The sequence below is a fragment of the Aquimarina aggregata genome, assembly GCF_001632745.1.
GTDB lineage: Bacteria > Bacteroidota > Bacteroidia > Flavobacteriales > Flavobacteriaceae > Aquimarina > Aquimarina aggregata.
This window is the reverse complement of the sequence record NZ_LQRT01000003.1, coordinates 101,090-125,904: the sequence shown is the minus strand read 5'-3', so window position 1 is coordinate 125,904 and position 24,815 is coordinate 101,090. Positions and strand designations below refer to the sequence as shown.

At 31.6% G+C, this 24,815-nt stretch carries 20 protein-coding genes; 18 read left to right on the top strand and 2 right to left on the bottom strand.

The features are described 5' to 3' along the window. Positions 1–31 precede the first annotated feature (31 nt). Positions 32–565 carry a hypothetical protein gene (locus tag AWE51_RS06595; protein ID WP_066311263.1) on the bottom strand — a complete coding sequence of 178 codons (534 nt, stop codon included), beginning with the start codon at positions 563–565 and terminating at the stop codon, positions 32–34. Between the two features lie 393 nt (positions 566–958). On the opposite strand from AWE51_RS06595, the gene parS reads away from it, so the two are divergent. The 3 genes from parS to AWE51_RS06580 all read left to right on the top strand — a co-directional run bounded on the left by parS (position 959) and on the right by AWE51_RS06580 (position 4,139). Further along, positions 959–1,411, top strand: a complete 453-nt coding sequence (gene parS, locus AWE51_RS06590; RefSeq protein ID WP_082832347.1) for a type II RES/Xre toxin-antitoxin system antitoxin — start codon at positions 959–961, stop codon at positions 1,409–1,411. Continuing rightward, entirely contained in the window at positions 1,411–1,875 is a 465-nt protein-coding gene (locus AWE51_RS06585) for an RES family NAD+ phosphorylase (RefSeq protein WP_066311260.1), read from the top strand. The genes parS and AWE51_RS06585 overlap by 1 nt, the downstream gene beginning before the upstream one ends. Before the next feature lie 206 nt (positions 1,876–2,081). Continuing rightward, positions 2,082–4,139, top strand: coding sequence for a M13 family metallopeptidase (locus AWE51_RS06580; protein WP_082832346.1), 2,058 nt, complete (start codon positions 2,082–2,084; stop codon positions 4,137–4,139). Positions 4,140–4,185: 46 nt separating this feature from the next. Here AWE51_RS06580 and AWE51_RS06575 read toward each other — a convergent pair whose 3' ends face one another. Then, positions 4,186–4,830 (bottom strand): hypothetical protein, encoded by a 645-nt coding sequence (locus tag AWE51_RS06575; protein WP_066311255.1) that lies wholly within the window; start codon positions 4,828–4,830, stop codon positions 4,186–4,188. Between the two features lie 112 nt (positions 4,831–4,942). Between AWE51_RS06575 and AWE51_RS06570 the strand changes: the two genes are divergently transcribed. The 15 genes from AWE51_RS06570 to AWE51_RS06500 all read left to right on the top strand — a co-directional run bounded on the left by AWE51_RS06570 (position 4,943) and on the right by AWE51_RS06500 (position 24,792). Beyond that, the gene (locus AWE51_RS06570; protein ID WP_066311252.1) at positions 4,943–6,280 is read left to right on the top strand and encodes an aspartate kinase; all 1,338 of its coding nucleotides are present in this window, start codon (positions 4,943–4,945) and stop codon (positions 6,278–6,280) included. 360 nt (positions 6,281–6,640) lie between these two features. After that, complete coding sequence (locus AWE51_RS06565; RefSeq protein ID WP_066311248.1) at positions 6,641–7,387, top strand: hypothetical protein; 747 nt, start codon at positions 6,641–6,643, stop codon at positions 7,385–7,387. After that, positions 7,384–10,143 carry a TonB-dependent receptor gene (locus AWE51_RS06560; protein ID WP_066311245.1) on the top strand — a complete coding sequence of 920 codons (2,760 nt, stop codon included), beginning with the start codon at positions 7,384–7,386 and terminating at the stop codon, positions 10,141–10,143. Before AWE51_RS06565 ends, AWE51_RS06560 begins: the two co-directional genes overlap by 4 nt. Before the next feature lie 6 nt (positions 10,144–10,149). After that, positions 10,150–11,358, top strand: coding sequence for a DUF4249 domain-containing protein (locus tag AWE51_RS06555; RefSeq protein ID WP_066311243.1), 1,209 nt, complete (start codon positions 10,150–10,152; stop codon positions 11,356–11,358). A gap of 15 nt (positions 11,359–11,373) precedes the next feature. Next, on the top strand, positions 11,374–13,173 hold the full coding sequence (locus AWE51_RS06550) for a hypothetical protein (protein WP_066311241.1): 1,800 nt from the start codon (positions 11,374–11,376) through the stop codon (positions 13,171–13,173). 77 nt (positions 13,174–13,250) lie between these two features. Further along, positions 13,251–14,789, top strand: coding sequence for a YifB family Mg chelatase-like AAA ATPase (locus AWE51_RS06545; protein ID WP_066311238.1), 1,539 nt, complete (start codon positions 13,251–13,253; stop codon positions 14,787–14,789). An 85-nt stretch (positions 14,790–14,874) separates the two neighbouring features. Continuing rightward, entirely contained in the window at positions 14,875–17,748 is a 2,874-nt protein-coding gene (locus tag AWE51_RS06540) for a M16 family metallopeptidase (RefSeq protein ID WP_066311234.1), read from the top strand. A gap of 193 nt (positions 17,749–17,941) precedes the next feature. After that, positions 17,942–19,072: a DUF2891 domain-containing protein gene (locus AWE51_RS06535; protein WP_066311232.1), complete on the top strand. Its 1,131-nt coding sequence runs from the start codon at positions 17,942–17,944 to the stop codon at positions 19,070–19,072. Further along, entirely contained in the window at positions 19,073–20,293 is a 1,221-nt protein-coding gene (locus AWE51_RS06530) for an Nramp family divalent metal transporter (RefSeq protein WP_066311229.1), read from the top strand. 25 nt (positions 20,294–20,318) lie between these two features. Beyond that, a complete protein-coding gene (gene pxpA / locus AWE51_RS06525; RefSeq protein ID WP_066311226.1) occupies positions 20,319–21,050 on the top strand; it encodes a 5-oxoprolinase subunit PxpA in 732 nt (243 codons plus the stop codon). A gap of 5 nt (positions 21,051–21,055) precedes the next feature. Then, on the top strand, positions 21,056–21,781 hold the full coding sequence (pxpB, locus tag AWE51_RS06520) for a 5-oxoprolinase subunit PxpB (RefSeq protein ID WP_066311660.1): 726 nt from the start codon (positions 21,056–21,058) through the stop codon (positions 21,779–21,781). Then, positions 21,781–22,635 (top strand): 5-oxoprolinase subunit C family protein, encoded by an 855-nt coding sequence (locus tag AWE51_RS06515; protein ID WP_066311224.1) that lies wholly within the window; start codon positions 21,781–21,783, stop codon positions 22,633–22,635. Before pxpB ends, AWE51_RS06515 begins: the two co-directional genes overlap by 1 nt. Before the next feature lie 308 nt (positions 22,636–22,943). After that, positions 22,944–23,336 carry a hypothetical protein gene (locus tag AWE51_RS06510; RefSeq protein ID WP_066311222.1) on the top strand — a complete coding sequence of 131 codons (393 nt, stop codon included), beginning with the start codon at positions 22,944–22,946 and terminating at the stop codon, positions 23,334–23,336. Positions 23,337–23,656: 320 nt separating this feature from the next. Beyond that, positions 23,657–24,043 (top strand): hypothetical protein, encoded by a 387-nt coding sequence (locus tag AWE51_RS26405; RefSeq protein WP_157766034.1) that lies wholly within the window; start codon positions 23,657–23,659, stop codon positions 24,041–24,043. Then, positions 24,016–24,792, top strand: a complete 777-nt coding sequence (locus AWE51_RS06500; protein WP_066311213.1) for a sensor histidine kinase — start codon at positions 24,016–24,018, stop codon at positions 24,790–24,792. The genes AWE51_RS26405 and AWE51_RS06500 overlap by 28 nt, the downstream gene beginning before the upstream one ends. Positions 24,793–24,815: the final 23 nt, after the last annotated feature.

Genomic DNA, 24,815 nt, shown 5'->3' with positions numbered 1-24,815 from the left:
GATTAATGAACCTTACTTTTGATGATTGATTTTAACCTTTAAATACTATTTTTCTTAATTTGTACCCTTCTATTTTTAATAAATATGTTTTTGGATCAACTAAGTGTTGGATATAGTCATCAATCGTACCTTTATCCAATAGTCTTCCATCTAGAGAGTAAAGACTATATTTAAGTCCTTGTGGTACCTCTATGATGTGTCTGAATGTTTTTTGATCTGTACTTTGTTGGCAGGTATCATCTGCTAAGAACCTATTGATAAATGTAAATCGTCCTTGCTTTTCTCCTTCTAGAGTAACAGTGGCAGATTCATCAATATCGATGATTCCTTTTCCAGTGATATCTCCAAGTATAATTAAACATGCGTTTCTTACTTTAACGCGTGCTCCTTCTTCTACATGTAAACTCTCTGTGATAAATATAACACCTTCTTCGGTGTTTTCATCTAAGCCGTCTATCACAGTATTTTCTGTAACAAACATTAACTTGTAGGAAATGTCAATTTTTGTATTTGCAAATGCAATGCTTGTAAAGAACAAGACTAGTAGGGGTAAAAGTGTTTTCATATTAAGTTTGGTTTTTAGGGTTAAACCTCAATTATCAAAAAGTAAGAATTTACTTACTTTAAACTTGTTTTTATCGTTATAAAACATAAAATCAACGACAATATACAACTTTTTATGTGAAAAAATCACTTTTTTTACAGATAAAATCGATTTATTTTGTAAAATTTTTACTCAAAATTGGGGTATCCCCCGTAAACACTGATATGTTGCGACTTGGTATCTTTTTGTTTTTGTTAACAATTGTTTATGATAATTAGTTGTATTTCACTGATTTTAGAGAAATAAGTTCAAATATCTATAAAAGAAAGAGTTGTCGTGTTTTTTATTATTTAAAAGATATTTTTTTGACAAGTGTCATTTATTTTTGTATTTTTGTCGTAAAATTTAATAATTATGGTGGCAGTATCCCCTTTAGATTTTGATAGTTTTGAAAATAAAGGACTATTAAGGTATTTGAATATTGATATTCCATTAAGGAATATGTATGATTTTATAGAACTATCTCGAAATGGTATAGATAAAAAGGCATTATTACACCTCGCTAAAACGATTAGTTTTGATCTTAAAGAGTTAGCGTTAGTAATACATATGTCAGAAAGAACTATTCAAAGATACGATTTAAATAAAAAATTAAGTACAGAGGCTAGTGCAAAGGCATTACAATTGGCTAAACTTTACGGAAAAGGAGAAAAAGTTTTTGGTGATTTAGAGCGGTTTAAAAATTGGATGAACCACCCTTGTACTGCTTTGGCTTCAAAAAAGCCAAAAGAACTTCTAGATACAACTTTTGGATTCGAATTACTTAATGAAGAATTAATGCGTATAGAACACGGAATTTTTGCATAATGTTGGTTTACAGAATAGCTAAGCAAAAATATATAAAAGATTTAACTGGTATTGGGGCTAAATCTGTTGGTGGAAGATGGAATCCTAAAGGAGTAGCTCTTTTATATACAAGTACTACAGCATCACTCTCTGCATTAGAAGTATTGGCTCATTTACCTGCAGCATATTTTCCTGATGATATGGCTATGGCTACTATTGAGATTCCAGATAAATTAATTACAAGTGTTGCTGTTGATCAATTACCAGAGGATTGGAATAAAGTACCAGTACCTATGAATGTGCAAAACTTTTCTATTCAATGGATAGAAGAAAATAAGTTTTTAGGATTATTGATTCCAAGTATTATCATTCCTAATGAAAATAACCTTTTAATAAACCCAATCCATCCTGATTTTAATAAACTAAAATTAATTAATGTAGCACCGTTCTTTTTTGATGATAGATTACTAAAAAGCGGTTTTTAAGGTTGCAAAAATAGATTCTTCTTTAACTTACTAATAATAAGGTTTTTATTTTTTTTAAATCTTATTTTTTCGTTAAAAAAATATTTTTAAAGTTAAACATCTACCATTTTGTATAAATTACGAAAATATTATGCGTAACAAATATGCAATAGTTACGTCATATTGCTAATAACTAATTTCAATTTAATAACACAATGAACATAAAAATGAAAAATGTGTATTTTTTAGCAGCATTTCTTCTTGCTTTTGTGAGCTGTAAAAAGGAAACAAAAGAAGTAAAAGAAGTTGCTGAAGTAGAAAAAATCCCTGGGATTGTATTGGAAAACATGGACACCTCTGTGAGTCCAAAAGACGACTTTTATAATTATGTAAATGGTAGTTGGTTAAAAAATACAGAAATCCCTGCAGATCGTACGAGCTGGGGAGGTTTTGGAGTACTTCGTAAATCAACAGATCAAGACGTTCTAGAAATTTTAGCAAAAGCTAAAGAGAGCGGAAAGTATAGTGCTGATACAGATCAGGCAAAAGCTTTAGCAATTTTTGATACTAAATTAGATACGACTTCAAGAAATGCTGCAGGTGTTAAACCATTACAACCGGCATTAGATGATATCGCAGGAATTAAAAATCTAAGTGATTTACAGACTGTTTTGGCGAAAAATGCTGCTGTTTCTTCTCCATTTGTAGGAATCGGTGTGCAAGCAGATTTAAATAATAGTGCAATGAATGCAGTATATTTAGGATCTGGAGGGTTAGGATTACCTGATCGAGATTATTATCTGGATCAAGATGATAAATCAAAAGAAATCCGTGAAAAGTATAAAAAGCATATTGTTAGAATGCTTACGTATTTAGGAGATTCAGAAGCCGATGCTACTGCAGCTTCAGAAAAGATTCTTGAGTTAGAAACAAAACTAGCGGAGCCAAGATTAAATAAGGTTGAACGTAGAGATACTCGTAACTATAATAATCCAAGAACAATTGCTGAAGCAGATGAAATGTTATCATCAATTGACTTAAATAAAATGATTAGTGATCTAGGTATCACTAAAAAATTCGATACTATTATTGTTGCTCAATTACGATATACTAAAGCATTAGATGGTTTCTTAAAAAGCACTCCTATAGAGGACATAAAAACTTTAATTAAGTGGGATACTTTTAATAGCGCTACTGGACGATTAAGTACAGAGATAGAAACTATGAACTGGGAGTTTTATAGTAAATACTTAAGAGGACAAAAACAACAACGTCCTGCAGACGAAAGAGCTTTGGCTGTTGTTAATGGTACTGTAGGAGAAGCGTTAGGTCAATTATATGTTGATGCTAAATTTCCACCAGAAGCAAAAGCAAAAGCAGAAAAAATGATTGCTAATGTTATTGGAGCTTACAAAGCTCGTATCCAAAAATTAGATTGGATGGGGGATGAAACCAAAGCAAAAGCTATTGAAAAATTAGATAAGTTTACCGTTAAAATAGGATATCCAGATAAATGGGAAGATTATTCTAAAATGGAAGTTTCTGCAGATAAAACCTATTATGAAAATATGGTTGCTGTAAACAAATGGGGAACAGATAAAAACTATGAAGAAATAGGAGAGCCTGTTGATAAGTCAAAATGGGGTATGTCTCCTCAAACAGTGAATGCATACTTTAACCCTTTAAATAACGAAATCGTATTTCCTGCGGCGATACTTCAGCCACCATTTTATAATTATACAGCAGATGAAGCCGTTAATTATGGAGGTATAGGAGCCGTAATAGGTCATGAGATATCTCATGCTTTTGATGATAGTGGAGCACGATTTGATGCGTCTGGAAATCTTAAAAACTGGTGGACAGAAGATGATTTAAAAGCATTTACAGAAAGAGGAAACGCTTTAGCAGAACAATACAGCAATATCGAAGTCTTAGACAGTGTTTTTATCAATGGTAAATTTACTTTAGGTGAAAATATAGGAGATTTAGGTGGTGTATTAGGAGCTTATGATGGATTACAACAGTTTTTTAAAGAAAATGGTAAGCCAGAAAAAATAGATGGTTTTACTGCAGAGCAACGTTTCTTTATGTCTTGGGCTACTGTATGGAGAACACTTGTTAGAGATGATGCTTTAAGAACTCAAATTAAAACAGATCCTCACTCGCCAGGTAAAACACGTGCAATACAACCTTTATTAAATGTACCAGCATTTTATGAAGCGTTTGATATTAAAGAAGGAGATCCAATGTATTTGGCCCCTGAAAAACGAGTTAATATTTGGTAATTTTGATCAGATATAATTTAAAAACCCTGCTAAAAGCAGGGTTTTTTTAATTCTCTTTAATTTCATTCATTAACAAGAAAGCTTTGTTAACATGTTCTTTTTCAAGAAAAAGTGTAAAGTAGTTGGATGTAGAAATTACTTCAAATACAGGAATACCTTCATAGGCCAATAACTTAAAAAGATAGAAATATAATCCTACAGCTTTAGAATTATCCTCGGGTAGTGCAATTGACATAGAGGCTAAATTGTCTGCAATAGAGATACATGTTTCATTTTTAAAGTGTTTTTCTACAGTATCTTTAAGAGAAGAAGTTACTAATATGTTACTCTCTTGAAAATTACTCGAATACGTGAAATATGCTTTGACTTCGTTTTTTACACTATTTAACAAATTTGTTTGGCTCGTTAATATTGTATTAGAATTCAAGAAAGTATATTCGGTAATTCCTGACCTAACAACAATATCTCCAAGATTCCTTAGATTATCTATATTTTTAATTGTACGAGGGTTGTATCTTCTTAAAGCCATCACGATAGAACCGGGTTTTACAGGTTTTCTCATGACTTTTTCAACCTGAGGTAATAAGTCAATAGCCAGGGAGCTAAAATTAATGATATCTCTGGATAATGCATCTTCAAGAAAAGGTTGGTGTCTTAAAATATTATGGACACAATCAGTAATAGTTTTCATTGTTACATATTTAACATTTTGTGCAAATTTAGACTTTTTCTTTTAAAATATTTATTCTTTGTTGTTAATTAACTAATTATGCATTATAAATATAAAGCTAAAAAAGAGATTAATGAAAATATTGAAGTTTGGTGGAACGTCTGTTGGATCGGTAGAAAACTTAAATAGAGTAAAGGAAATTCTTATATCAGATCAGGATAAAAAGATTGTAGTATGTTCTGCAATGTCTGGAGTAACGGATCAATTAGTTAATCTTGTAGAAAATATTAAATTTAGAGATTCAGAAGCAATCACAAGAAATTTACATAGACTAGAGGATAAACATATCGATGTTATTGATGCATTAATTAAAGATCAAGATTTAAGAAGCACATTAAAAAATGGTTTGTCTCTTATTATTACAGAAATGTTTGAAGTATCTAGTCAGGAGTATTCTGAAGTGGTTAATTCTAGAATTATCACTTATGGAGAAACAATCTTAACCTATATATTTTCTGGCTACCTAAATGCAATAGGTGTATCTAATGTATTACTAGACGCCAAAGAATTTATGTTTGTTGGTTCTGTAGAAAATCCAAGTATAGAAAAAGTTAGTAAGAAGTTAAATAAAGTCTTAGACAATAATATTCAATCCTCTATTTATATTACTCAAGGCTTTGTTTGTAGAGATGAGAACGATGAGATAAGTCAATTAAAAAGAGGAGGTAGCGATTATACTGCAACAATTATCGGAGCAGCATTAAATGCGACAGAAGTACAGATATGGACAGATATTGATGGATTACACAATAATGATCCAAGATATGTAGAGCATACACATCCAATTGCTCATTTAACATACAATGAAGCAGCAGAATTAGCATATTTCGGAGCTAAGATTCTTCACCCTCAAACGGTTTCTCCTGTGGTTGGTAAAGATATTCCAGTATTATTAAAAAATACTTTTGATCCTGAAGCTTCGGGTACTGTAATCTCGAATAAAACATACAAAAAAGGTTTGAAAGCTATTTCTGCAAAAGATGGCATAACTGCGATCAAAATCAAATCTAACAGAATGTTGATGGCTCATGGATATTTAAGAAGGATTTTTGAAGTCTTTGACAATTACAATACGTCAATAGACATGATTACGACATCAGAAATTGCAATATCATTAACTATAGATGACATTAGTAATCTTGATAAAATTGTAAAGGAAATTGAGAGCTACGCTGAGATTACTGTAGAACAGGATCATAGTATTATCTGTATTGTTGGTGAATCTGTTATCAATGATAAAAATTCATATAAACTTTTTGAAATTCTTAATTATATTCCTGTTCGTATGGTTTCCTACGGAGGAAGTAATAATAATATTTCACTTTTGGTCGATACCAAAGATAAAATACCAACATTGCGATTTTTAAATGAAAAGCTTTTTCATTTTGAAAAAAAAGAAGTAGTCGCATAATTGATGTAAAATAAATTTTTAAGTAAAAAGTGGGGTTATACCTTGATATCATACGTAATATATCTTTTGCTGTATATCCCTACTTTTTGATAGTCTTTCCCAATAATTATTTTTATTAAAGAATTACGTTTTGTTTTCACTTCTTTTGCGGTAAAACATGTTAATTAACCAATTTTTAACAACCAGAGAAATTTTTTGATATCGTAAAATCTGTACTTTTAAAAAAGTAAGAAATATCTCTTTTTCTTTATTGTTAAAAGGCTTTAGCGTATTCACAATTTGATTTTTAAAATTGTGACTATAGTTTTTAATTGCCGCATGTTTTCAATTTGGTTAAAAGAGTACAACTAACCAAAACCAATGACCACAAAACTGTTATTTTTTTCTTTACTATTATCTTCTTTTTTTTTATCCAGTCAATCTAGCACCAAAGAAAACCAAAAAACTTACATCTCTTTTGATAAATATTTGGGCGTTGAGAATATAGATTTATCTAATGGTATAATTGAGGAAAACGAATATAGAAGTATATATAATAATCATCATCAATTTTTTAAGTCCTTAGACTTTCTTCCCGGTTCAGTTCATTATAACAATCAGTCATATTTTGGATTAAGTTTAAAGTATAATATTTATGAGGATGAAGTACTAGTGAAACTTCCTAATAAATACGGAGCAGTAACTCTTAAGCTTTTAAAATCAAAAGTTGAAAATTTCGTGATCGATAGCCATAAATTTATTCGTGTTGATAGTGTTACATCTACAAACGATGAGTTAAAAGGGTTTTACGAGGTATTGTTAGAAAAAAAAAATGTCGTACTGTACAAGAAATATGACCAGGCTAAAAGGGATGTTATTGAAAATAGAAAAGTGTTCTATCACTTCTTGAATAAGAATTCATACATTTTATATTACAAGGATGTCTATTATAAAGTAAATACTAAAAATGCTTTAAGTAAAATATTACCAGATCATAAAAAGACGATCAGAAATTTTTATGCTAAAAACAAAGCATTATACAAATTAAAACCGGATAGCTTTATGACATCACTAGTACGCAAGGTGTATTCAGAAATTTCCAGAACTAATAATAAAGTTACAGAATGAGGTTTTTTTCGATAATTTTAATAGTGTTTTGTTCTGGAGTAATGAATGGGCAAGATATTTCAAAATTAGTTTCAATATCATTTGAAAATGTAGATAAAAAAACAGTTTTATCTCGGTTAGAAAATCAGACTGATGTTACATTTTATTATTTAGAGGAATGGTTAGGAGAAGAATTAATTACTAAAGAATATCAGAATGTTACATTAAAAACAATTCTGGACGATCTTTTCTCTGATACAGTTTTGAATTATTATTTCTTGAAAGAAAAGGAAGTCGTTCTAACCAGCAATATTGTTATCTATGATAATTTGCCAGATAGATTCTTTGGAGAAGAAAAAGATAGCTTAGTAGTTAATAAACCGAAGCAAAAAATAGCTCCTGTTTTTTATACCAAAAAGAAGTCTCTAAACGAAGCTAAAATTTCCACCATAAAAATAGGAAAAGCATCGGTCTATAGTAAAGAAAAATATGAGTTAAGTGGTTATGCTAGAAATTTTACTACAGGAAAACCAATTCAAAACCTTGCAATACTTGTAGAAGGTAAAGATTTAGTAGCAACTACTGATAAAAATGGGTATTATCTATTGGAACTACCGGCAGGAGAAAATATATTGAGCACTACTTCTTTGGGAATAGCCGATTCAAAAAAACGAGTAATTTTATATAATAATGGTACTTTAGATTTTGATCTTACAGAAAGTTTAGAGGTTCTTGATGAGGTGCTTTTAGAATCGAACAGAGATGAAAATATAAAGGACGTTGTTACAGGTAAAGAACAAGTAGATGTAGAAGCTTCTAAAAACATACCTCTTGTATTAGGAGAAAGAGACGTACTTAAAGTTGCAACAGCTTTGCCTGGTATTACAACTGCAGGTGAAGGGGCAGCAGGGTTGAACGTAAGAGGAGGGAAAGCTGACCAAAATTTAACACTATTAGATGATGCACTTATTTATAACCCCCAACATTTTTTCGGCCTATTTTCTGCATTAAACCCTTTTACAATTGGTAAAGTAGATATTTATAAAGGAGCAATACCAGCAGAGTACGGAGGTAGATTATCATCTGTTTTTGATATTAAAACAAAAGACGCTAGAACAGATAAATTGGGTGTAGAGGCGTCAATAGGACCTGTGACAGGAAATGTAACAGTAGAAACTCCGGTTGTTAAGGATAAATCAGGTCTTTTATTTGGAGCAAGAGGTGCTTATGCAAATTGGATACTAAGATCATTAGATGAAGAAACTTTAAATAATAGTCAAGCATCATTTTATGATGCAATTTTAAAATATAATCATGAAATTAATGAAAATAATAAAATCAATGCAACTGGATATTATAGTAGGGATGATTTTAGTATAACTTCAGATTCAATATATGTTTATAGCAATAGAGCATTTTCTCTGCGTTGGGATCATACATTTAATGATAAACATAAAGGAAATGTTTTGCTCACGAATAGTCAATATAAGTTTGATATTAATTTTGATGGAGACAGTAATAACGACTTTAATTTAGGGTATAGCGTAGAAGAAACAGAGGTCAAACTTCAAATGAAATATGAGCTTAATCCAATGTATAAATTTCATTATGGAATAGCAAATAAAATATATCAAGTACGTCCCGGTAGTATAAAACCTGACGGGGATGGATCAATAGTTACTCCTTTTAGTATTCCAAAAGAAAAAGCATTAGAATCAGCAGCTTTTATTTCGGGTAGATTTGATTTTACACCAAAATTTTCTGTTAACGCAGGATTGCGCTATTCATTATATAACGCTTTAGGAGAAGGAACTCAAAGAGAATATGAAGAAAACAGACCAAGAAATGAAGGTACCGTAACCAATACTATACAATATGAAAATAATAAAGTAATTGAAACATATGATGGGGTTGAACTAAGACTTTCTTCTAGATATATTATAAAACCCGACCTTTCAATCAAAGCAGGATATAGCAATACGTATCAGTATATTCATACGTTATCAAATAATACGACAGTTTCTCCAATAGATACCTGGAAACTTTCAGACCTCAATATAGCTCCTCAAAAAGCACAACAATATTCGTTTGGTGTTTTTAAAAATTTAAATGAAAGTACGTATGAAATTAGTTTAGAAGGATTCTATAAAAAACTAGATAATATAGTCGACTTTAAAGTAGGATCGCAAATATTACTTAATGAAAATATAGAAACCGAAGTGTTACAAGGAGAAGGTAAAGCATATGGAGTTGAATTTCTTTTAAGAAAAAACAAAGGAAAATTTAATGGTTGGTTTAGTTATACATATTCTAGATCTTTTGTAAAGTTGGATAGTGAGTTTGCTGAAGAACGTGTTAATAACGGAGAGTTTTTTCCTGCGAACTACGATAAGCCTCATGATATAAGTCTAGTTAGTAATTATAAGTTTACAAAACGATTTAGTCTCTCTGCTAATTTCGTGTATCAAACAGGAAGACCAGTTACTTTTCCCGTAGGACAATTTATCTTAAACGGATCAGAGTTTGTGGTTTTTAGTGATCGTAATAAATTCAGAATCCCAGACTTTTATAGGTTAGATCTCGGATTTAATATTGAGGGTAATCATAAAAACAAAAAATTAGCCCATAGCTTTTGGACGATTTCTATTTATAATGTTTTAGGAAGAAATAATCCATTTTCTGTATTTTTTGTTGCAGACGATGGAGAGATAAGAGCTTTGCAAAGTTCTGTTTTCTCAATTCCAGTGCCTTCTATAACGTATAACCTTAAATTTTAGTAGGATATGAACTTAGAAAATAGTGCAAAAAGAAGATTTTTTCGATTATGTTGTATATTACTATTAGGTGGGTTAGTAACTACATGTGTAGAACCTTTTGAAACAGAAATAGAAAGCTTCGAAAGTATACTAATAGTAGATGCAACATTAACAAATGAGCAAAAACAACAACAAGTTTTGTTATCAAGAACATTTCGTTTTAATGAAGAACAACTTGTAGAAACAGGTGCAGAAGTTGGTATTGTTGATGATCAGTCTACGCGATTCGAATTTATAGAAACAGAACCAGGAAAATACCTGACTCCTTCTGAATTTACGGCCGTACCCGGAAGAGATTATCAATTAATTATAAAAACAGCAGAAGGAAATGAGTATGCGTCAGATTTTAGATCACTCACACCAGTATTAGAAATTGATGATTTGTATGCTGAGCGTACTGTAAATGGTCAGGGAGTTCTAGGAATAACCGTTTTTGCGGATAGTTCTGACCCACAAGGAAATGCAAAATTTTATAGGTATGAATATGACGAGACGTATAAAATTATAGCTCCAAGATGGTCTCCTGTAGAAATAGAGGTTTTATCGAAAAACCCACCAGAAATACAATTTGTTACCAAAACAGAAGAAACAAGAGTCTGCTATGGTAGTGCATCATCTACTGATGTTATTTTAGCATCATCTACTGAATTTGATGAAGATAAAGTGACTCGATTTCCTATTCGATTTCTTAGTAAAGAGAATTTTTTGACTCAAAATCGATATAGCATTTTGGTACGTCAATTTGTGCAATCTCCAGAAGCATTCGCATTCTATGAAACGCTTAAAGAGTTTTCTGATTTTGAAAGCTTATTTTCTCAAACACAACCTGGATTTATTACCGGAAATATAGTTTCTCGTACAAACTCAAGTGAAAAGATAATCGGTTTTTTTGACGTTTCGTCAGTATCTTCTAAACGCATCTTTTTTGAACATATAGACTTTTTTCCTGAAGGACCTCCACCTCCATTCATTAATGATTGTGAAACCTTTAGCCCTCTCTTCTTTTTTTTAGGTTTTTCCCCTTTAATAGATGCTTTAGAAACAGGTTTTTTTACATATTTTAATGTAAATGATGATCCGACACCAGATGAAGGTCCTTATTTATTAGTACCAAAGGAATGTGGAGATTGTAGGGTGTTGGGGAGTAATAAAGTTCCTGATTTTTGGGAAGAATAATATTAAAAAATAACCATGAATAAGTTTGTTTTTTTAGTGCTGTATGTTTCTGCTTTGCTATTTCAACCTGCAAATGCACAAGTAATATCCTCAGATGGCATAAACCCTATAGTAACTTTCAAAGATACACCTCAAGAACAAGTGTATATGCATTATAATTCTTCTCTTTTGTTTACAGGAGAATATCTGTATTATAAAATATATTGTCTAACTGGGGCAAAATTACAATTTAGTAGTTTGAGTACTGTAGCATATGTAGAATTAGTAAGCGAAGACAAAACTGTCGTATTTCGACATAAAATTAAATTAACATCTGGTAAAGGACAGGGAGACTTTTTTATACCTACATCTGTGGCTTCAGGTAACTATAAATTAATATGTTATACCCAATGGATGCGAAACTCTAAGAGAAATAAGTTTTTTCAATCAGATATTGCAATTATAAACCCATATCAAGGAGACCAAAAAAAGATAACTCGTGCTTATGAAAACTCAGAAAAACAACTTGGTTTTTTAACTGAAAATAATCAAGTTTCACAATCAGATATTTCATCGAATGAGGGATCTAATGTAATCCGTTTGTTTGTTGATCAAAAGCAATATGGTAAAAGAAAAAAAGTATCACTAAAGATTAATCATAAATCTACTAATTTCTCTAATTCTTATACTTCATTATCAGTACGAAAAATAGATACGATTAATGTTCCTGTACGAACAACGGCAAATGTTTTTACTGCGTCAATCGATAAAATGTCTAATCATAGGGTAGACCTGACTGCAAATAGGGTTTTTCTTCCGGAGCTTAGAGGTTGGCTGTTTTCTGGTAAAATTGTAACAGAAAATCCAGAATTAAGTATGGAAAACAAAAAGGTTATTCTTTCCGTACCAGGGAAATCATACGACCTAAAAATGGCAACGACAAATGATGATGGTTCTTTTTTTATGAATATTGATAAACCTTATGTAGAAAGCGAAGCATTCATACAAGTATTAGGAGATAATGATAAGTTTTCGATTAACATTGATCAGCATGTTCCGATGGATTATAAAGGTTTAAAGTTTGAAAATAATTTCTATATAACTTCGGATATGAAACAGATGATTTTAGATAGAAGTGTATATAATCAGATAAACAATGGTTACTTTAATGCAAAACCTGATACAATCAATCTTCCTAGACCTATTGTACCATTTTATGGAGAGCATTTACAAGCTTATAATTTAGATGACTATACTAGATTTCCAACGGTTAAAGAGACTGTAGTTGAGATTGTAGAAAATGTAAGAACAAAAAAAATAGGCGAAGAAAAATTCATTTTTTTAATTAAGAAAGAGAAGCCGGTTTTTGAAGGCTCAAATTTTTTGCCTCTGGTTATTGTAGATGGTTTAATGATCCAAGACCATACAGATGTAGTAACATATAATGCAAATAATGTAGAAAAAATTAGCTATTCTAGAATCCCTTATTTTATAAGTTCTCAAATTTTTCAGGGAGTCCTGGATATTAAAACGAATACTAGTAATTTTTACGAAAAATATACTAAGAGTTATTTAAAAAAGATAAAGTTATTTACACCAGAACCTAAGAAGAATTACTTTATTCAATCGTATGAGGGTGATAGAGAAAAACAATTTAGTCATGTACCTGATTTTAGACAGCAATTACTTTGGTTACCCGATTTAAAGTTAGATAAAGAAGAAACAAATATTAATTTTTATACTTCAGACAATACAGGTTCGTATGAAATATGTTTAGAAGGGTTTAATGAGCAAGGAAAACCAATTTCTGTCAAAAAAGTTTTTCGTGTAGAGTAATGCTATATTTTAATTCATAGTTCAGTTTCATTTTTTGAAACTCGTGATCTTTATGTTTACTTCTTTAAATAAAGATTATGCTAACAAAAGTTTTTGGAAGTGCTGTTTTTGGAGTAGAAGCTACAACAATCACAGTAGAGGTTAATATTGATAAGGGAATAGGATATCACCTTGTCGGTTTACCGGATAGTGCAATTAAAGAAAGTAGTTATCGTATTGCCGCAGCATTACAAAATAATGGTTATAAACTCCCAGGGAAGAAAATTACAATTAATATGGCGCCGGCTGATTTACGAAAAGAAGGATCGGCGTATGATCTTACCCTTGCATTAGGGATTCTTATTGCAAGCTCTCAAATCAAAGGTGAAGATGTTTCAGAATACTTAATCATGGGAGAATTGTCATTAGATGGCAGCTTACAACCTATTAAAGGTGCATTGCCAATTGCTGTAAAAGCAAGAGAAGAAGGGTTTAAAGGATTTATTTTACCTAAGCAAAATGCAAAAGAAGCAGGGATAGTAGATAATCTTAAGGTATACGGAATAGAAAACATTAAGGAAGTAATTGATTTTTTTGAAGAAAAAGGTGAATTAAAAGAAACGGTAATAGATACTCGTAAAGAATTTTATGAGGCGTTGGATAATCCAGAATTTGATTTTGCTGATGTAAAAGGCCAGGAAAGCATTAAGAGATGCATGGAAATCGCGGCGGCAGGAGGTCATAACATTATATTGGTAGGTCCTCCTGGAAGTGGAAAAACAATGTTAAGCAAAAGATTACCTAGTATTTTGCCTCCTATGTCATTGCAAGAAGCCTTAGAAACGACAAAAATACATAGTGTCGTTGGCCGTGTAAAAGACAATATTGGGCTTATGGCTCAGCGTCCTTTCAGAAGCCCTCATCATACAATATCAAATGTAGCTTTAGTCGGGGGAGGTAGTTACCCACAACCAGGTGAAATTTCTTTATCGCATAACGGGGTTTTGTTTCTTGATGAACTACCAGAATTTAAAAGAGAGGTATTAGAAGTAATGCGACAACCATTAGAAGATAGGGAAGTTACCATATCAAGAGCAAAATTTACAGTGACTTATCCTTCAAGTTTTATGTTAGTAGCTAGTATGAATCCAAGTCCGGGAGGGTACTTTAATGATCCAAATGCCCCGGTAACTTCTTCTCCAGCAGAAATGCAGCGGTACTTAAGTAAAATTTCAGGGCCATTACTAGATCGAATAGATATACATATTGAGGTTACACCTGTACCTTTTGATAAGTTAAGTGATGAACGTAAAGGAGAATCTAGTGTGATTATTCGAAAAAGAGTGATAATGGCAAGAGATATACAAACAAAGCGTTTTGCTAAATTAGAAAAGACGCATTATAATGCCCAAATGGGAGTAAAGCAGTTGCGAGAATATTGTAAACTGGATAAAGATTCAAAAGAATTTCTAAAAACGGCGATGGAGCGTTTAAACTTATCTGCAAGAGCATATGATCGAATCCTAAAAGTGGCAAGAACTATTGCTGATTTAGATGGGGTGACGTCAATTCAAGGAGATCACATTTCAGAAGCAATTCAATATCGTAGTCTAGATAGAGATGGGTGGTTGGGGTAGATTTTTAACTTTTTTTTAGGAAAACTTCGTGTTTAATAATCAGTAGCTTAGGTTACTTTTAAATGTTTAATCAAAAAACCAAAATATGAATACTCAAGTTTTCAGAATATTACCTCTAGTAATGTTCTTTTTATTTTTAGGGGTTGTCTCGTGTAAAAAAGAGACAGAATCAAAACCTCAAACTGAAGAAGTAGGGAAACTTTCTATCGATTTTGAAAAATATGAACTCGAAAATGGCCTTCAAGTAGTATTGCATCAAGATAAATCTGATCCAATTGTTTCAGTTGCAATTCAATATGGTGTAGGTTCTAATCGAGAGAAAACCGGAAGAACAGGTTTTGCTCATTTGTTTGAGCATATGCTGTTTCAAGAATCAGAAAATGTTGCCCAAGATCAATTTTTTAAAAAAATACAAGATGTAGGGGGGACTCTTAATGGTGGTACATGGCAAGATGGAACTATATATTATGAAGTGGTACCAAAAAATGCAATGGAAACAGTAATGTGGTTAGAATCTGATAGAATGGGCTTTTTAATCAATACAGTTACAGAGAGTGCGTTTAAAAATCAGCAAGAAGTTGTACAAAATGAAAAGAGACAGCGAGTTGATAATAACCCTTATGGTCATACCAATTGGGTAATTGATAAAAATATATTCCCCGAAGGTCATCCGTATAATTGGCAGGTAATAGGAGAATTAGTAGATCTTCAAAATGCTACTGTAGAGGATGTAAAAGAATTTTATGATAAGTATTACGGACCAAATAATGCTACTTTGGTATTAGCTGGGGATTTTGAAACTGATAAGGCCAAAGCAATGATCCAAAAGTATTTTGGAGAGATTAAAAAACGTCAACCCGTAGAGAAGTTAAAAGTGCAAAATGTTACATTATCAGAAACGAAGAGATTTTCTCATGAAGATAATTTTGCGACTACTGCTCAATTAAATATGGTTTGGCCAACCGTAGAACAATATACAGATGATGCCTATGCTCTAGATTTTTTAGGACAATTACTATCCGACGGTAAAAAAGCTGCTTTATATAAAGTTTTAGTTAAAGAAAAAGAATTAACCTCTAAAACTGATGCGTGGAACAGATCTATGGAGATTGCTGGGAAATTTAGGATCAATATAACCGCAAACGAAGGTAAAAACCTTGCAGATGTTGAAGCTGGAGTTTTTGAAGCATTTAAAAAATTCGAAGAAGAAGGTATTACAGATGTTGATATAGAACGAATAAAGGCAGGTTTAGAAACGCAATTTTATAATGGTATTAGTAGTGTATTAGGAAAATCATTTCAACTCGCACAGTATAATGTTTTTGCTGGAGATCCTGGCTTTATTACACAAGACATAGAAAACATTAAAGCGGTTACAAAAGATGATGTTATAAGGGTATATAATAAATATATAAAAGATAAACCTTATGTGGTAACTAGTTTTGTTCCCAAAGGGAAACCTGAGTTGGCTGCTAATGATTCGCAAATAGCTGCGGTAGTAGAAGAAAAGATTAAGGAAAATGTAGAAGAAGCTGTTGCAGAAACTAAAGTAGAAGTTGAAAAAACACCATCAGCTTTTGACCGCTCTGTAGCTCCTGCAGAAGGAGAAGCTCCGAAACTTAATATCCCTAAATCATGGAATGCTTCATTGTCTAACGGCATGAAAGTCTATGGTATCCAACAAAACGAATTGCCCTTGGTTAATTTTAGTTTAACAATTCCTGGAGGACACTTATTGGATTCTTTTGATAAAATAGGGGTTGCAAATCTAATGACCGATATTATGATGGAAGGTACAGCTACAAAAACCCCAGAACAATTAGAAGAAGAAATAGAGCTGCTTGGAGCCTCAATTAATATGTTTACAACAAATGAATCTATTGTGATTAGAGGAAATACCTTAGTACGTAATCTAAGTAAAACTATTGATTTGGTAGAGGAAATATTGTTAGAACCACGATGGGATGAAGAAGAATTTGGTAGAATAAAAACTAAAACCATAAATGGAATTAAAAGATCTGCAGCCGATCCTAATACAGTGGCTAGAAATGTATACAGCAAACTTTTGTATGGTGAAAAGCATATGTTAGCATATCCAACAACTGGTACTGTTGCTTCTGTTGAAGCAATCACTATTGATGATTTAAAACAATTCTATACAAATAACTTTTCTCCATCTATTAGTCGATTTCATATTGTAGGGGATATTGATCAAACTAAAGCACTTGCATCACTTAAAAATTTAGAAAGTAAATGGGCAAGTAAAGAAGTCAAAATGCCAACGTATGAAATTGCAACTAAAAGAGATAAGTCATCACTTTATTTTGTTGATATCCCTAATGCTAAGCAATCAGTAATTAATATAGGATACTTATCTATGGCTCGTACAGATAAAGATTACTTTCCAGCTACTGTAATGAATTATAAATTAGGAGGGTCTTTTTCTGGAAACGTGAATTTAATTCTTCGAGAAGAAAAAGGGTATACCTATGGGGCAAGATCAGGATTTAGAGGTAGTGAAATACCAGGTCCTTTTACCGCTTCTTCAAGTGTTCGAACAAATACTACTTTTGAATCTGTTAAGATTTTTAAAGATGAAATAGAAAAATATAAAAGTGGTATTTCAGAAGATGATTTAAAATTTACTAAAAATGCATTGATCAAATCAAATGCACGTAGGTTTGAAACCCAGAGAGCGCTTTTGGGAATGTTACAAACTGTTGGCCGATATGGTTTTGCTCCTGATTATATTAGCAAAGAAGAAAAAATAATTGAAAGTATGACGCTAGAGCAACATAAGGCGTTAGCAAATAAATACCTTGATGAAACTAAAATGGCATATGTATTAGTTGGAGACGCCGCTACTCAATTTAAGCAATTTAAAAATGCAGGATTTGATGAGGTGTTACTATTAGATAAAGAAGGAAACGAGGTAACACTTAAAGATGTTAAACCGTAGCTGGTTTATCAAAATGATTTAAAGAAAGAGGCATGAGTTATATTTCATGCCTCTTTTTTGTTGCCCCCGTTTAAACTGCTTCTCGAATAAGAATTTATAAACTATTCAATGTTCTTATTAACAATCCATTTACTTTCCATAAGGAATTCAATATTTTTAGGAACATACATATTCTTAAATTTAAATATTGATTATGAATAGAACAATCTTTCTGATTTCGATACTCGCTTTTTTTAGTTGTAACAAGACGACAAATACCAAAAAAAAACCAGTAAAAGAAGAGGTTGTTAAAGAGGTAAAAGAAAATCCCATTCAAAAGCCTTTGCAGCTTACTCTTAAACAAGCTAATGCCTTAGCCAGTTTGCCCTTAGCTTGTTTACAAGTAGAGTACCCTAATAAACTTAATCAAACATTAGGGGGTAAAGAAAACCTAGGAGAACCTAAAGAGTTACATCCTACATTTTATGGTTGTTTTGATTGGCACTCTTCGGTTCATGGTCATTGGTCATTGGTAAAACTTTTAAAACGTTTTCCAAACCTTGAAAAAGGTAAAGAAGCAAGAGCCAAATTACTCCGAAATATATCGAAAGCAAATATAGAAATAGAAGTAGCATATTTTGCAGATAAGCACAATACGTCTTTTGAGAGAACATATGGTTGGGCTTGGGTGCTTAAACTAGCAGAAGAACTACATACCTGGGATGATCCTTTGGCAAAGGAGTTAGAAGGTAATATGAAGCCTTTAACCGACCTCATTGTTCAAAAATATATAGACTTCTTACCTAAGCTCAATTATCCCATTAGAGTAGGAGAACACACCAATACAGCATTTGGGTTGTCATTTGCTTGGGATTACGCTGTTAGACTAAAAAACGAACAGTTAAAGAAAAGTATCGAAACCAGAGCCAGAGCATTTTATAAAAATGATCAAGGTTGTCCAATAGGTTGGGAGCCGAGTGGATATGATTTCTTATCTCCTTGTTTAGAAGAGATTGATCTAATGAGAAGGGTGCTAAAACAAGAAGAGTTTAATGAATGGATTACTTTATTTATGCCTCAATTAATTGCCAGAGATTTTAATTTAGAAGTAGGAAAAGTATCTGATCGAACAGATGGAAAGCTAGTACACCTAGATGGTCTAAACTTTAGTAGAGCATGGGTACTGTATGGATTAGCAAAGCAGTATAAAGAATATGATCATCTTTTTTATGTAGCCAATACTCATATATCATATTCTTTACCTAATCTAGTAGGGGATAGCTACGAAGGAGGGCATTGGCTAGGTTCCTTTGCTATTTATGCATTAGATAATACTTCAAAATAAATGAAAAAGTGGTTTTCTAATATCGGACCAGCTACATTGGTCACAGCAGCTTTTATTGGCCCTGGTACCGTTACTGTATGTACATTGGCTGGGGTTAAATTTGGATATACATTACTATGGGCGATGCTGCTTTCTATTATAGCCTGTGTAGTATTACAAGAAATGGCGGCTAGATTAGGGGTGATAACCCAAAATGGACTTAGCGCAGTTCTCAAATCCCAGTTTGAAAACAAATTTGTAAGATCAATACTTATTATCATTATAATATCCGCAATTTTTATTGGTAATGCAGCTTATGAAGCAGGTAACATAAGTGGCGGAGTATTGGGGCTATCTACTATTTTTAAGGATCCGACAATTACATTAGGGGGACTTTCTTTTAATTATTTAAGTTTGATTATAGGTGTTATAGCGTTTTGTTTATTGTATATAGGGAATTATAAAGTGTTAGAGCGTAGTTTAATAGTATTAGTACTGTTTATGAGCTTAGCATTTATAGTTACTGCTATAGTCACTAAACCAGATTTATCTCTAATAGCTAAGGGGTTCGTCCCAGACTTTTCATCTGAAAAGTTAATCATGATAATTGGGTTAGTAGGTACAACAGTAGTACCTTATAATCTATTTTTACACGCTTCTTTGGTGAAAGAAAAGTGGCATAGTCCAAAAGAATTACCTTTTGCTCAAAAAGATACTGTTATTGCTGTTGTTCTTGGTGGAATAATGTCTATGGCAATAATCGTTTCTGGTGCTGCAATTCAGAACATAGAAATAAATAGTGCTGGGGATTTGGCGAAAAGTTTAGAACCAGTCTTTGGATCTGCAGCAAAATATGTGCTTTCTACAGGTCTTTTTGCAGCTGGTATTACATCTGCAATTACCGCTCCTTTAGCAGCAGCTTATGTTGTAAAAGGATGTTTGGGGTGGCAAGGTGATATGCGTAGTATGAAGTTTAGATTAGTATGGATGTTTATTCTTTTTTTAGGTGTTGTGTTTTCATCTCTTGGGATAAAATCTATCACCATTATCCAGTTTGCGCAAGTTGCAAATGGACTTCTGTTACCTATTATCGCAGGCTTCCTTTTATGGGTTATGAATAGAAAGAGAATATTAGGAATATATACAAATTCATTGTTCCAAAATATAGTAGGTTTTTTAATTCTTCTTGCTATGATTTTTTTAGGATTTAGGAGTATTTGGAAAGTGATAATCAACTTGTAAGTTTTTTGTTTTTAATTTGTAGGAAATGAAGCGAATAATATTTAATGCAGATGTTGGAGAAGAAGCAGGTTTTGATGCCGAAATAATGCCGTTTATATCATGGTGTAATATCTCATGTGGGAGTCATGCTGGTAACGATGTTATTATTCAAAAAACTATAAAGCTCGCTATGAAGCATAATGTAAAAATTGGAGCACATCCATCATACCCTGATCGTGAAAATTTCGGAAGAGTAAGTTTAGATATATCATATAATGATTTGGTTAGTACAGTAACAAGTCAGATTAAAAAAGTGAAATTTTATGTTGAACAAGCAGGAGGTAAATTACATCATGTTAAACCTCATGGAGCACTTTATAATGATGTGTTTAAAAATAATGAAAGAGCACAGGCTGTTTTAGAATCAGTCAAAAATATTGATAAAAGTTTATCTGTTATAACGCAAGAAAACTCTAAATTATCGTATGTTTGTAAAGATCTTTTGATGGTGAAAAATGAAGTTTTTGCCGATCGTAATTATAATGAAGATTTAACGTTGGTTTCGCGTTCTAATAAAAATGCGGTGCTTAAAAAACCTAAAGAAGTATTTGAACATGTTTCGAAAATGGTTTTGGATAGCAAAATAAAAACTTTAAAAGGAGAGGAGCGTTCTGTTTTTTTTGATACGATATGCGTACATGGTGATAATCCAAATTCTGTTTCGATTTTAGAACATCTTTATAAAAAATTTTCTGAATTGAATTTTACTTTTAAATGAATAAAATGAAGTATGATTTACAATATAAAAGATATTCAGAAAGTGCTATTTTAATAGAATGGCCATCACAGATCGATGAAAATATACTTCAAGACCTCCTTTTGTTTAAGAAAAATATAGAACGTATTTATATTAAAGAGATTGTTGAGGTAATTTCAGCATATAACTCGTTACTAATTTATTATAATAGAACTATAGAGAATGTTTATAGTAAGATTTTTGATCTAAAAGAGTTGTATTTGTCTATTAATGATGTTTTGATGCAAAAAAATAGACTCTGGAAAATTCCTGTTTGTTATTCTTTGAAACTTGCTCCTGATCTTGGTTCGTTTTTAAAAGCTAAAGCCTTGACGATTGATGAATTAATCGTATTGCACACTACTCCATTATATAGAGTTTATTTTTTGGGATTTCTACCAGGATTTTTTTATTTGGGAGGTTTGAACGAAAAGTTGAATTTACCTAGAAAAACAACACCGGCTTTAAAAGTTGCTAAAGGTTCTGTCGCTATAGGTGGTAATCAAACAGGTGTTTATCCGTCTGATAGTCCTGGTGGGTGGCACGTGATTGGTCGTTCGCCAATTGATTTTTTTGATCTTAAAAAAGACGCTCCTTGTTTTGTAGAGCCCAATGATCTAATTCAGTTTATGTCTGTTGAAGAATCAGAATATAACGATATCAGAACTCAAATTTTTAACGATATGTTTTCTTTAAATCCAATAGAGTTGTAATGGGAGAAGTTGAAGTTTTAGAATCAGGTTTTTTTTCTACCATTCAAGATGAAGGTCGTTTAGGGTTTTCGAAATTTGGTGTTCCAAGAAGTGGTGCTATGGATAAAACTTCATTTAGGTTGGCAAATGCTCTTCTGGGAAATCAAGAAAATGATGCTTGTATAGAGTGGGTGTTTCAAGCTCCTGTTTTAAAATTTTCTGCCCCCACTAGTATAAGTATTACAGGTGCTTTTACAGAGTGCTTTTTGAATGGTGTTCCCGTAAAAATGTATAGCAGGATATTTGTAAAAAAAGGAGATGTTTTTTCTTCAAATTTTTGTAAGAATAAAAAATATGGATATGTAGGAATAAGAAATGGTTTTCTTTCAGATGTTCGATTAGGAAGTAGGTCTTTTTTTAAATCAATAACATCATCACCTATATTGTCAAAAGATGATGAAATGGCATACCAAAAGGATGAAAAATCTGTAATGTCATTTTCTTCGATTTCTGATGCGTCTTATTTTGATGATCATGATAAATTAATGGTGTATAAAGGAGCCGAATTTGATCAATTAACAAGTGTTCAAAAGGAAGTGCTTTTAAATTCTGAGTTTACAATATCTGATCAAGCTAATCGTATGGCTATACAATTAATAGAGAAATTAAAAAACACATTACCCTCAATGCTTACTTCTCCTGTTTTACCAGGTACGTTGCAGTTGACCCCTTCTGGTAAATTAATTGTTTTAATGAGAGATTGCCAAACTACAGGTGGTTATCCAAGGGTATTGCAATTAAGTAATAAAGCAATAGATATAATTGCGCAAAAAAGAAGAGGAGAAAAGTGCAAGTTCCAGTTAGTAGAAGAATAAAGGATGTATTCTGTTGTATCGAAGTGATTTAAACTTTTTTGATTTTATCGAAAAAGGACATTTTATATCGAATTAAAAAAAGTTTGAATTACTTCATCATATAGGGGGAAATACCCCTTTTATATACAGGGGGAAAATCCCCTGTGTTAAAATTTTTGGTAATTTTTATATCTCTTTAATATCTTGATAATTAACGCTTATATATTGCGGTTTAACCTTATTTGCTTTTATAAAAGGGTGGTGCCATTTGTTTTAAAGAGTACTTTTTGAATATATTAGCAAGAGTTAACCTAAAATAAAGTATAGTTATGGGAAAAAAGATACCAGAAAAATGTATTAGTGTTGAAGAAGCAAAAGAATTGCAAAAAGTATGGTGCGATACCAGAACACCAGAAATTGATAAATGTTTGGGGTTTGAAGATGCAAGGGAGTTTCATTGGAGTGTTAAAGAACTAAGAAAATATTTAAAGTATGTAAAAAAACAATCAAAAAAGCAAGGGATTAAGAATCCCGGAATCAGAATATATTTTGGGGCATATCCAAAAGAACAATGCAAAATGGATAGAGGATATGCTACTGCTTTTTTAGCGCCAACTGGATCACCTGCAGGGGCAGGAAAAGATGGTGATAGTCCAGAGAATAATTATACGATAGCGCCTTATAATAGAGGTGGTAACGATAACCCTCCAGCAATTTATTAATGTATAAACTTGTTGTAATAACCCAAATAATCATCAATTTTTTTGAGATTATCGCTGCTGTTGTTGGTACAATTTTTTTGATAAAATACCGAGCAAATTATTTGTTTCGGTATTTTGTTATTTTTTTATGGTTTACAGTTTTTATAGAAATTGTATTCGGTTGGCTTCCAACTTGTATACATTATCTTGATTTTTTCTCGGGTTTAAAAAATACCATATTCGTGAAAAACACATGGATTTATAATGTATATGATATTATAAGCTACTCATTTTATTGTTTTTTCTTTATTTCTCTTTTTGATAATATTAAGCTAAAAAAAATGAGTAAATACCTTATAATGATTTATATTATTGGATCAATTTTAAATTTGTTTTTTCCTGAATTTTCTTTTGAAAATAATTCCTACGCAAACTTTATTATTGGAACATTGATACTAATTTTGGTAATTTCTTATTATTACTATCAATTATTGCAAAGTGATTTGATTTTGGATTTTTATAAAAGTTTTCCGTTTTATGTTTCAATAGGCCTATTAGTATTTAATTTGATTTTAAATCCTATCGCAATTTATCAATCTTATTATGATCCTAAAAACCCAGAATTTGTAGAGGTTTATAGATATATTCTTACGGCAACAAATATTTTTATGTATACTTGCTATTCAATTGGTTTTGTAGTATGCTTGAAAAAGAACAAATCTTACTAATAATTTATTTTACTATAATTATTTTATTTTTTATAGTTTTTGGTATCATATTCTTTATTGCCTTTCAACGTCGAAAAAACAAATTAATTTTTGAAAAATTAAAAGCAGAACAACGTTTTGAAGATGAGATATTTAAATCTCGAATAGAGATTCAAGAGCAAGCGTTAAAAAATGTGAGTTGGGAGTTACATGATAATATTGGTCAGTTGTTGTCTACCGCAGTGATGCAAATTAATATACTAGGTACGTCTATAGATAAAAAAACAGCCGATGGATTACAAGATATACGTAGTCTAGTGGGGGATAGTCTTCAAGAGATTCGAAATTTATCTAAAACCTTAAATCATGAGGTAATCGAGAATGTAGGTCTAGAAAAATCTATTAGAGTAGAACTCAAGCGCTTTAAAAAGCTTAACTTTTTAACGCCAACCTTAACCATAAAAGGAGAAGAAGAACATATCGATCCTAAAGATGAGATTATATTGTACCGAATCATACAAGAGTTTTTTTCAAATACTATTAAATATGCAGAGGCATCAAATCTGGATGTCGAATTAGAATATACAGAAGAATATTTACATATAAAGATTCAGGATGACGGGGTTGGATTTGATATGAATACCGTAGAAGCGAGCTCTGGTTTATTAAATATGAAAAGCCGTGCTGCTCTGCTTAAAGCAAAATATGAATATACTTCTGCTCCCAATAAAGGAGTTTTACTTACCTTGTCCTATCCAATTAAGAATTAAAGTTGGATTAAAAAGGGGTAAAT

Coding starts and splice junctions, on each gene's coding strand:
- AWE51_RS06595 (WP_066311263.1), bottom strand. CDS start 565: ATGAAAACACTTTTACCCCTACTAGTCTTGTTCTTTACAAGCATTGCA.
- parS (WP_082832347.1), top strand. CDS start 959: ATGGTGGCAGTATCCCCTTTAGATTTTGATAGTTTTGAAAATAAAGGA.
- AWE51_RS06585 (WP_066311260.1), top strand. CDS start 1,411: ATGTTGGTTTACAGAATAGCTAAGCAAAAATATATAAAAGATTTAACT.
- AWE51_RS06580 (WP_082832346.1), top strand. CDS start 2,082: ATGAAAAATGTGTATTTTTTAGCAGCATTTCTTCTTGCTTTTGTGAGC.
- AWE51_RS06575 (WP_066311255.1), bottom strand. CDS start 4,830: ATGAAAACTATTACTGATTGTGTCCATAATATTTTAAGACACCAACCT.
- AWE51_RS06570 (WP_066311252.1), top strand. CDS start 4,943: ATGAAAATATTGAAGTTTGGTGGAACGTCTGTTGGATCGGTAGAAAAC.
- AWE51_RS06565 (WP_066311248.1), top strand. CDS start 6,641: ATGACCACAAAACTGTTATTTTTTTCTTTACTATTATCTTCTTTTTTT.
- AWE51_RS06560 (WP_066311245.1), top strand. CDS start 7,384: ATGAGGTTTTTTTCGATAATTTTAATAGTGTTTTGTTCTGGAGTAATG.
- AWE51_RS06555 (WP_066311243.1), top strand. CDS start 10,150: ATGAACTTAGAAAATAGTGCAAAAAGAAGATTTTTTCGATTATGTTGT.
- AWE51_RS06550 (WP_066311241.1), top strand. CDS start 11,374: ATGAATAAGTTTGTTTTTTTAGTGCTGTATGTTTCTGCTTTGCTATTT.
- AWE51_RS06545 (WP_066311238.1), top strand. CDS start 13,251: ATGCTAACAAAAGTTTTTGGAAGTGCTGTTTTTGGAGTAGAAGCTACA.
- AWE51_RS06540 (WP_066311234.1), top strand. CDS start 14,875: ATGAATACTCAAGTTTTCAGAATATTACCTCTAGTAATGTTCTTTTTA.
- AWE51_RS06535 (WP_066311232.1), top strand. CDS start 17,942: ATGAATAGAACAATCTTTCTGATTTCGATACTCGCTTTTTTTAGTTGT.
- AWE51_RS06530 (WP_066311229.1), top strand. CDS start 19,073: ATGAAAAAGTGGTTTTCTAATATCGGACCAGCTACATTGGTCACAGCA.
- pxpA (WP_066311226.1), top strand. CDS start 20,319: ATGAAGCGAATAATATTTAATGCAGATGTTGGAGAAGAAGCAGGTTTT.
- pxpB (WP_066311660.1), top strand. CDS start 21,056: ATGAAGTATGATTTACAATATAAAAGATATTCAGAAAGTGCTATTTTA.
- AWE51_RS06515 (WP_066311224.1), top strand. CDS start 21,781: ATGGGAGAAGTTGAAGTTTTAGAATCAGGTTTTTTTTCTACCATTCAA.
- AWE51_RS06510 (WP_066311222.1), top strand. CDS start 22,944: ATGGGAAAAAAGATACCAGAAAAATGTATTAGTGTTGAAGAAGCAAAA.
- AWE51_RS26405 (WP_157766034.1), top strand. CDS start 23,657: ATGAGTAAATACCTTATAATGATTTATATTATTGGATCAATTTTAAAT.
- AWE51_RS06500 (WP_066311213.1), top strand. CDS start 24,016: ATGCTTGAAAAAGAACAAATCTTACTAATAATTTATTTTACTATAATT.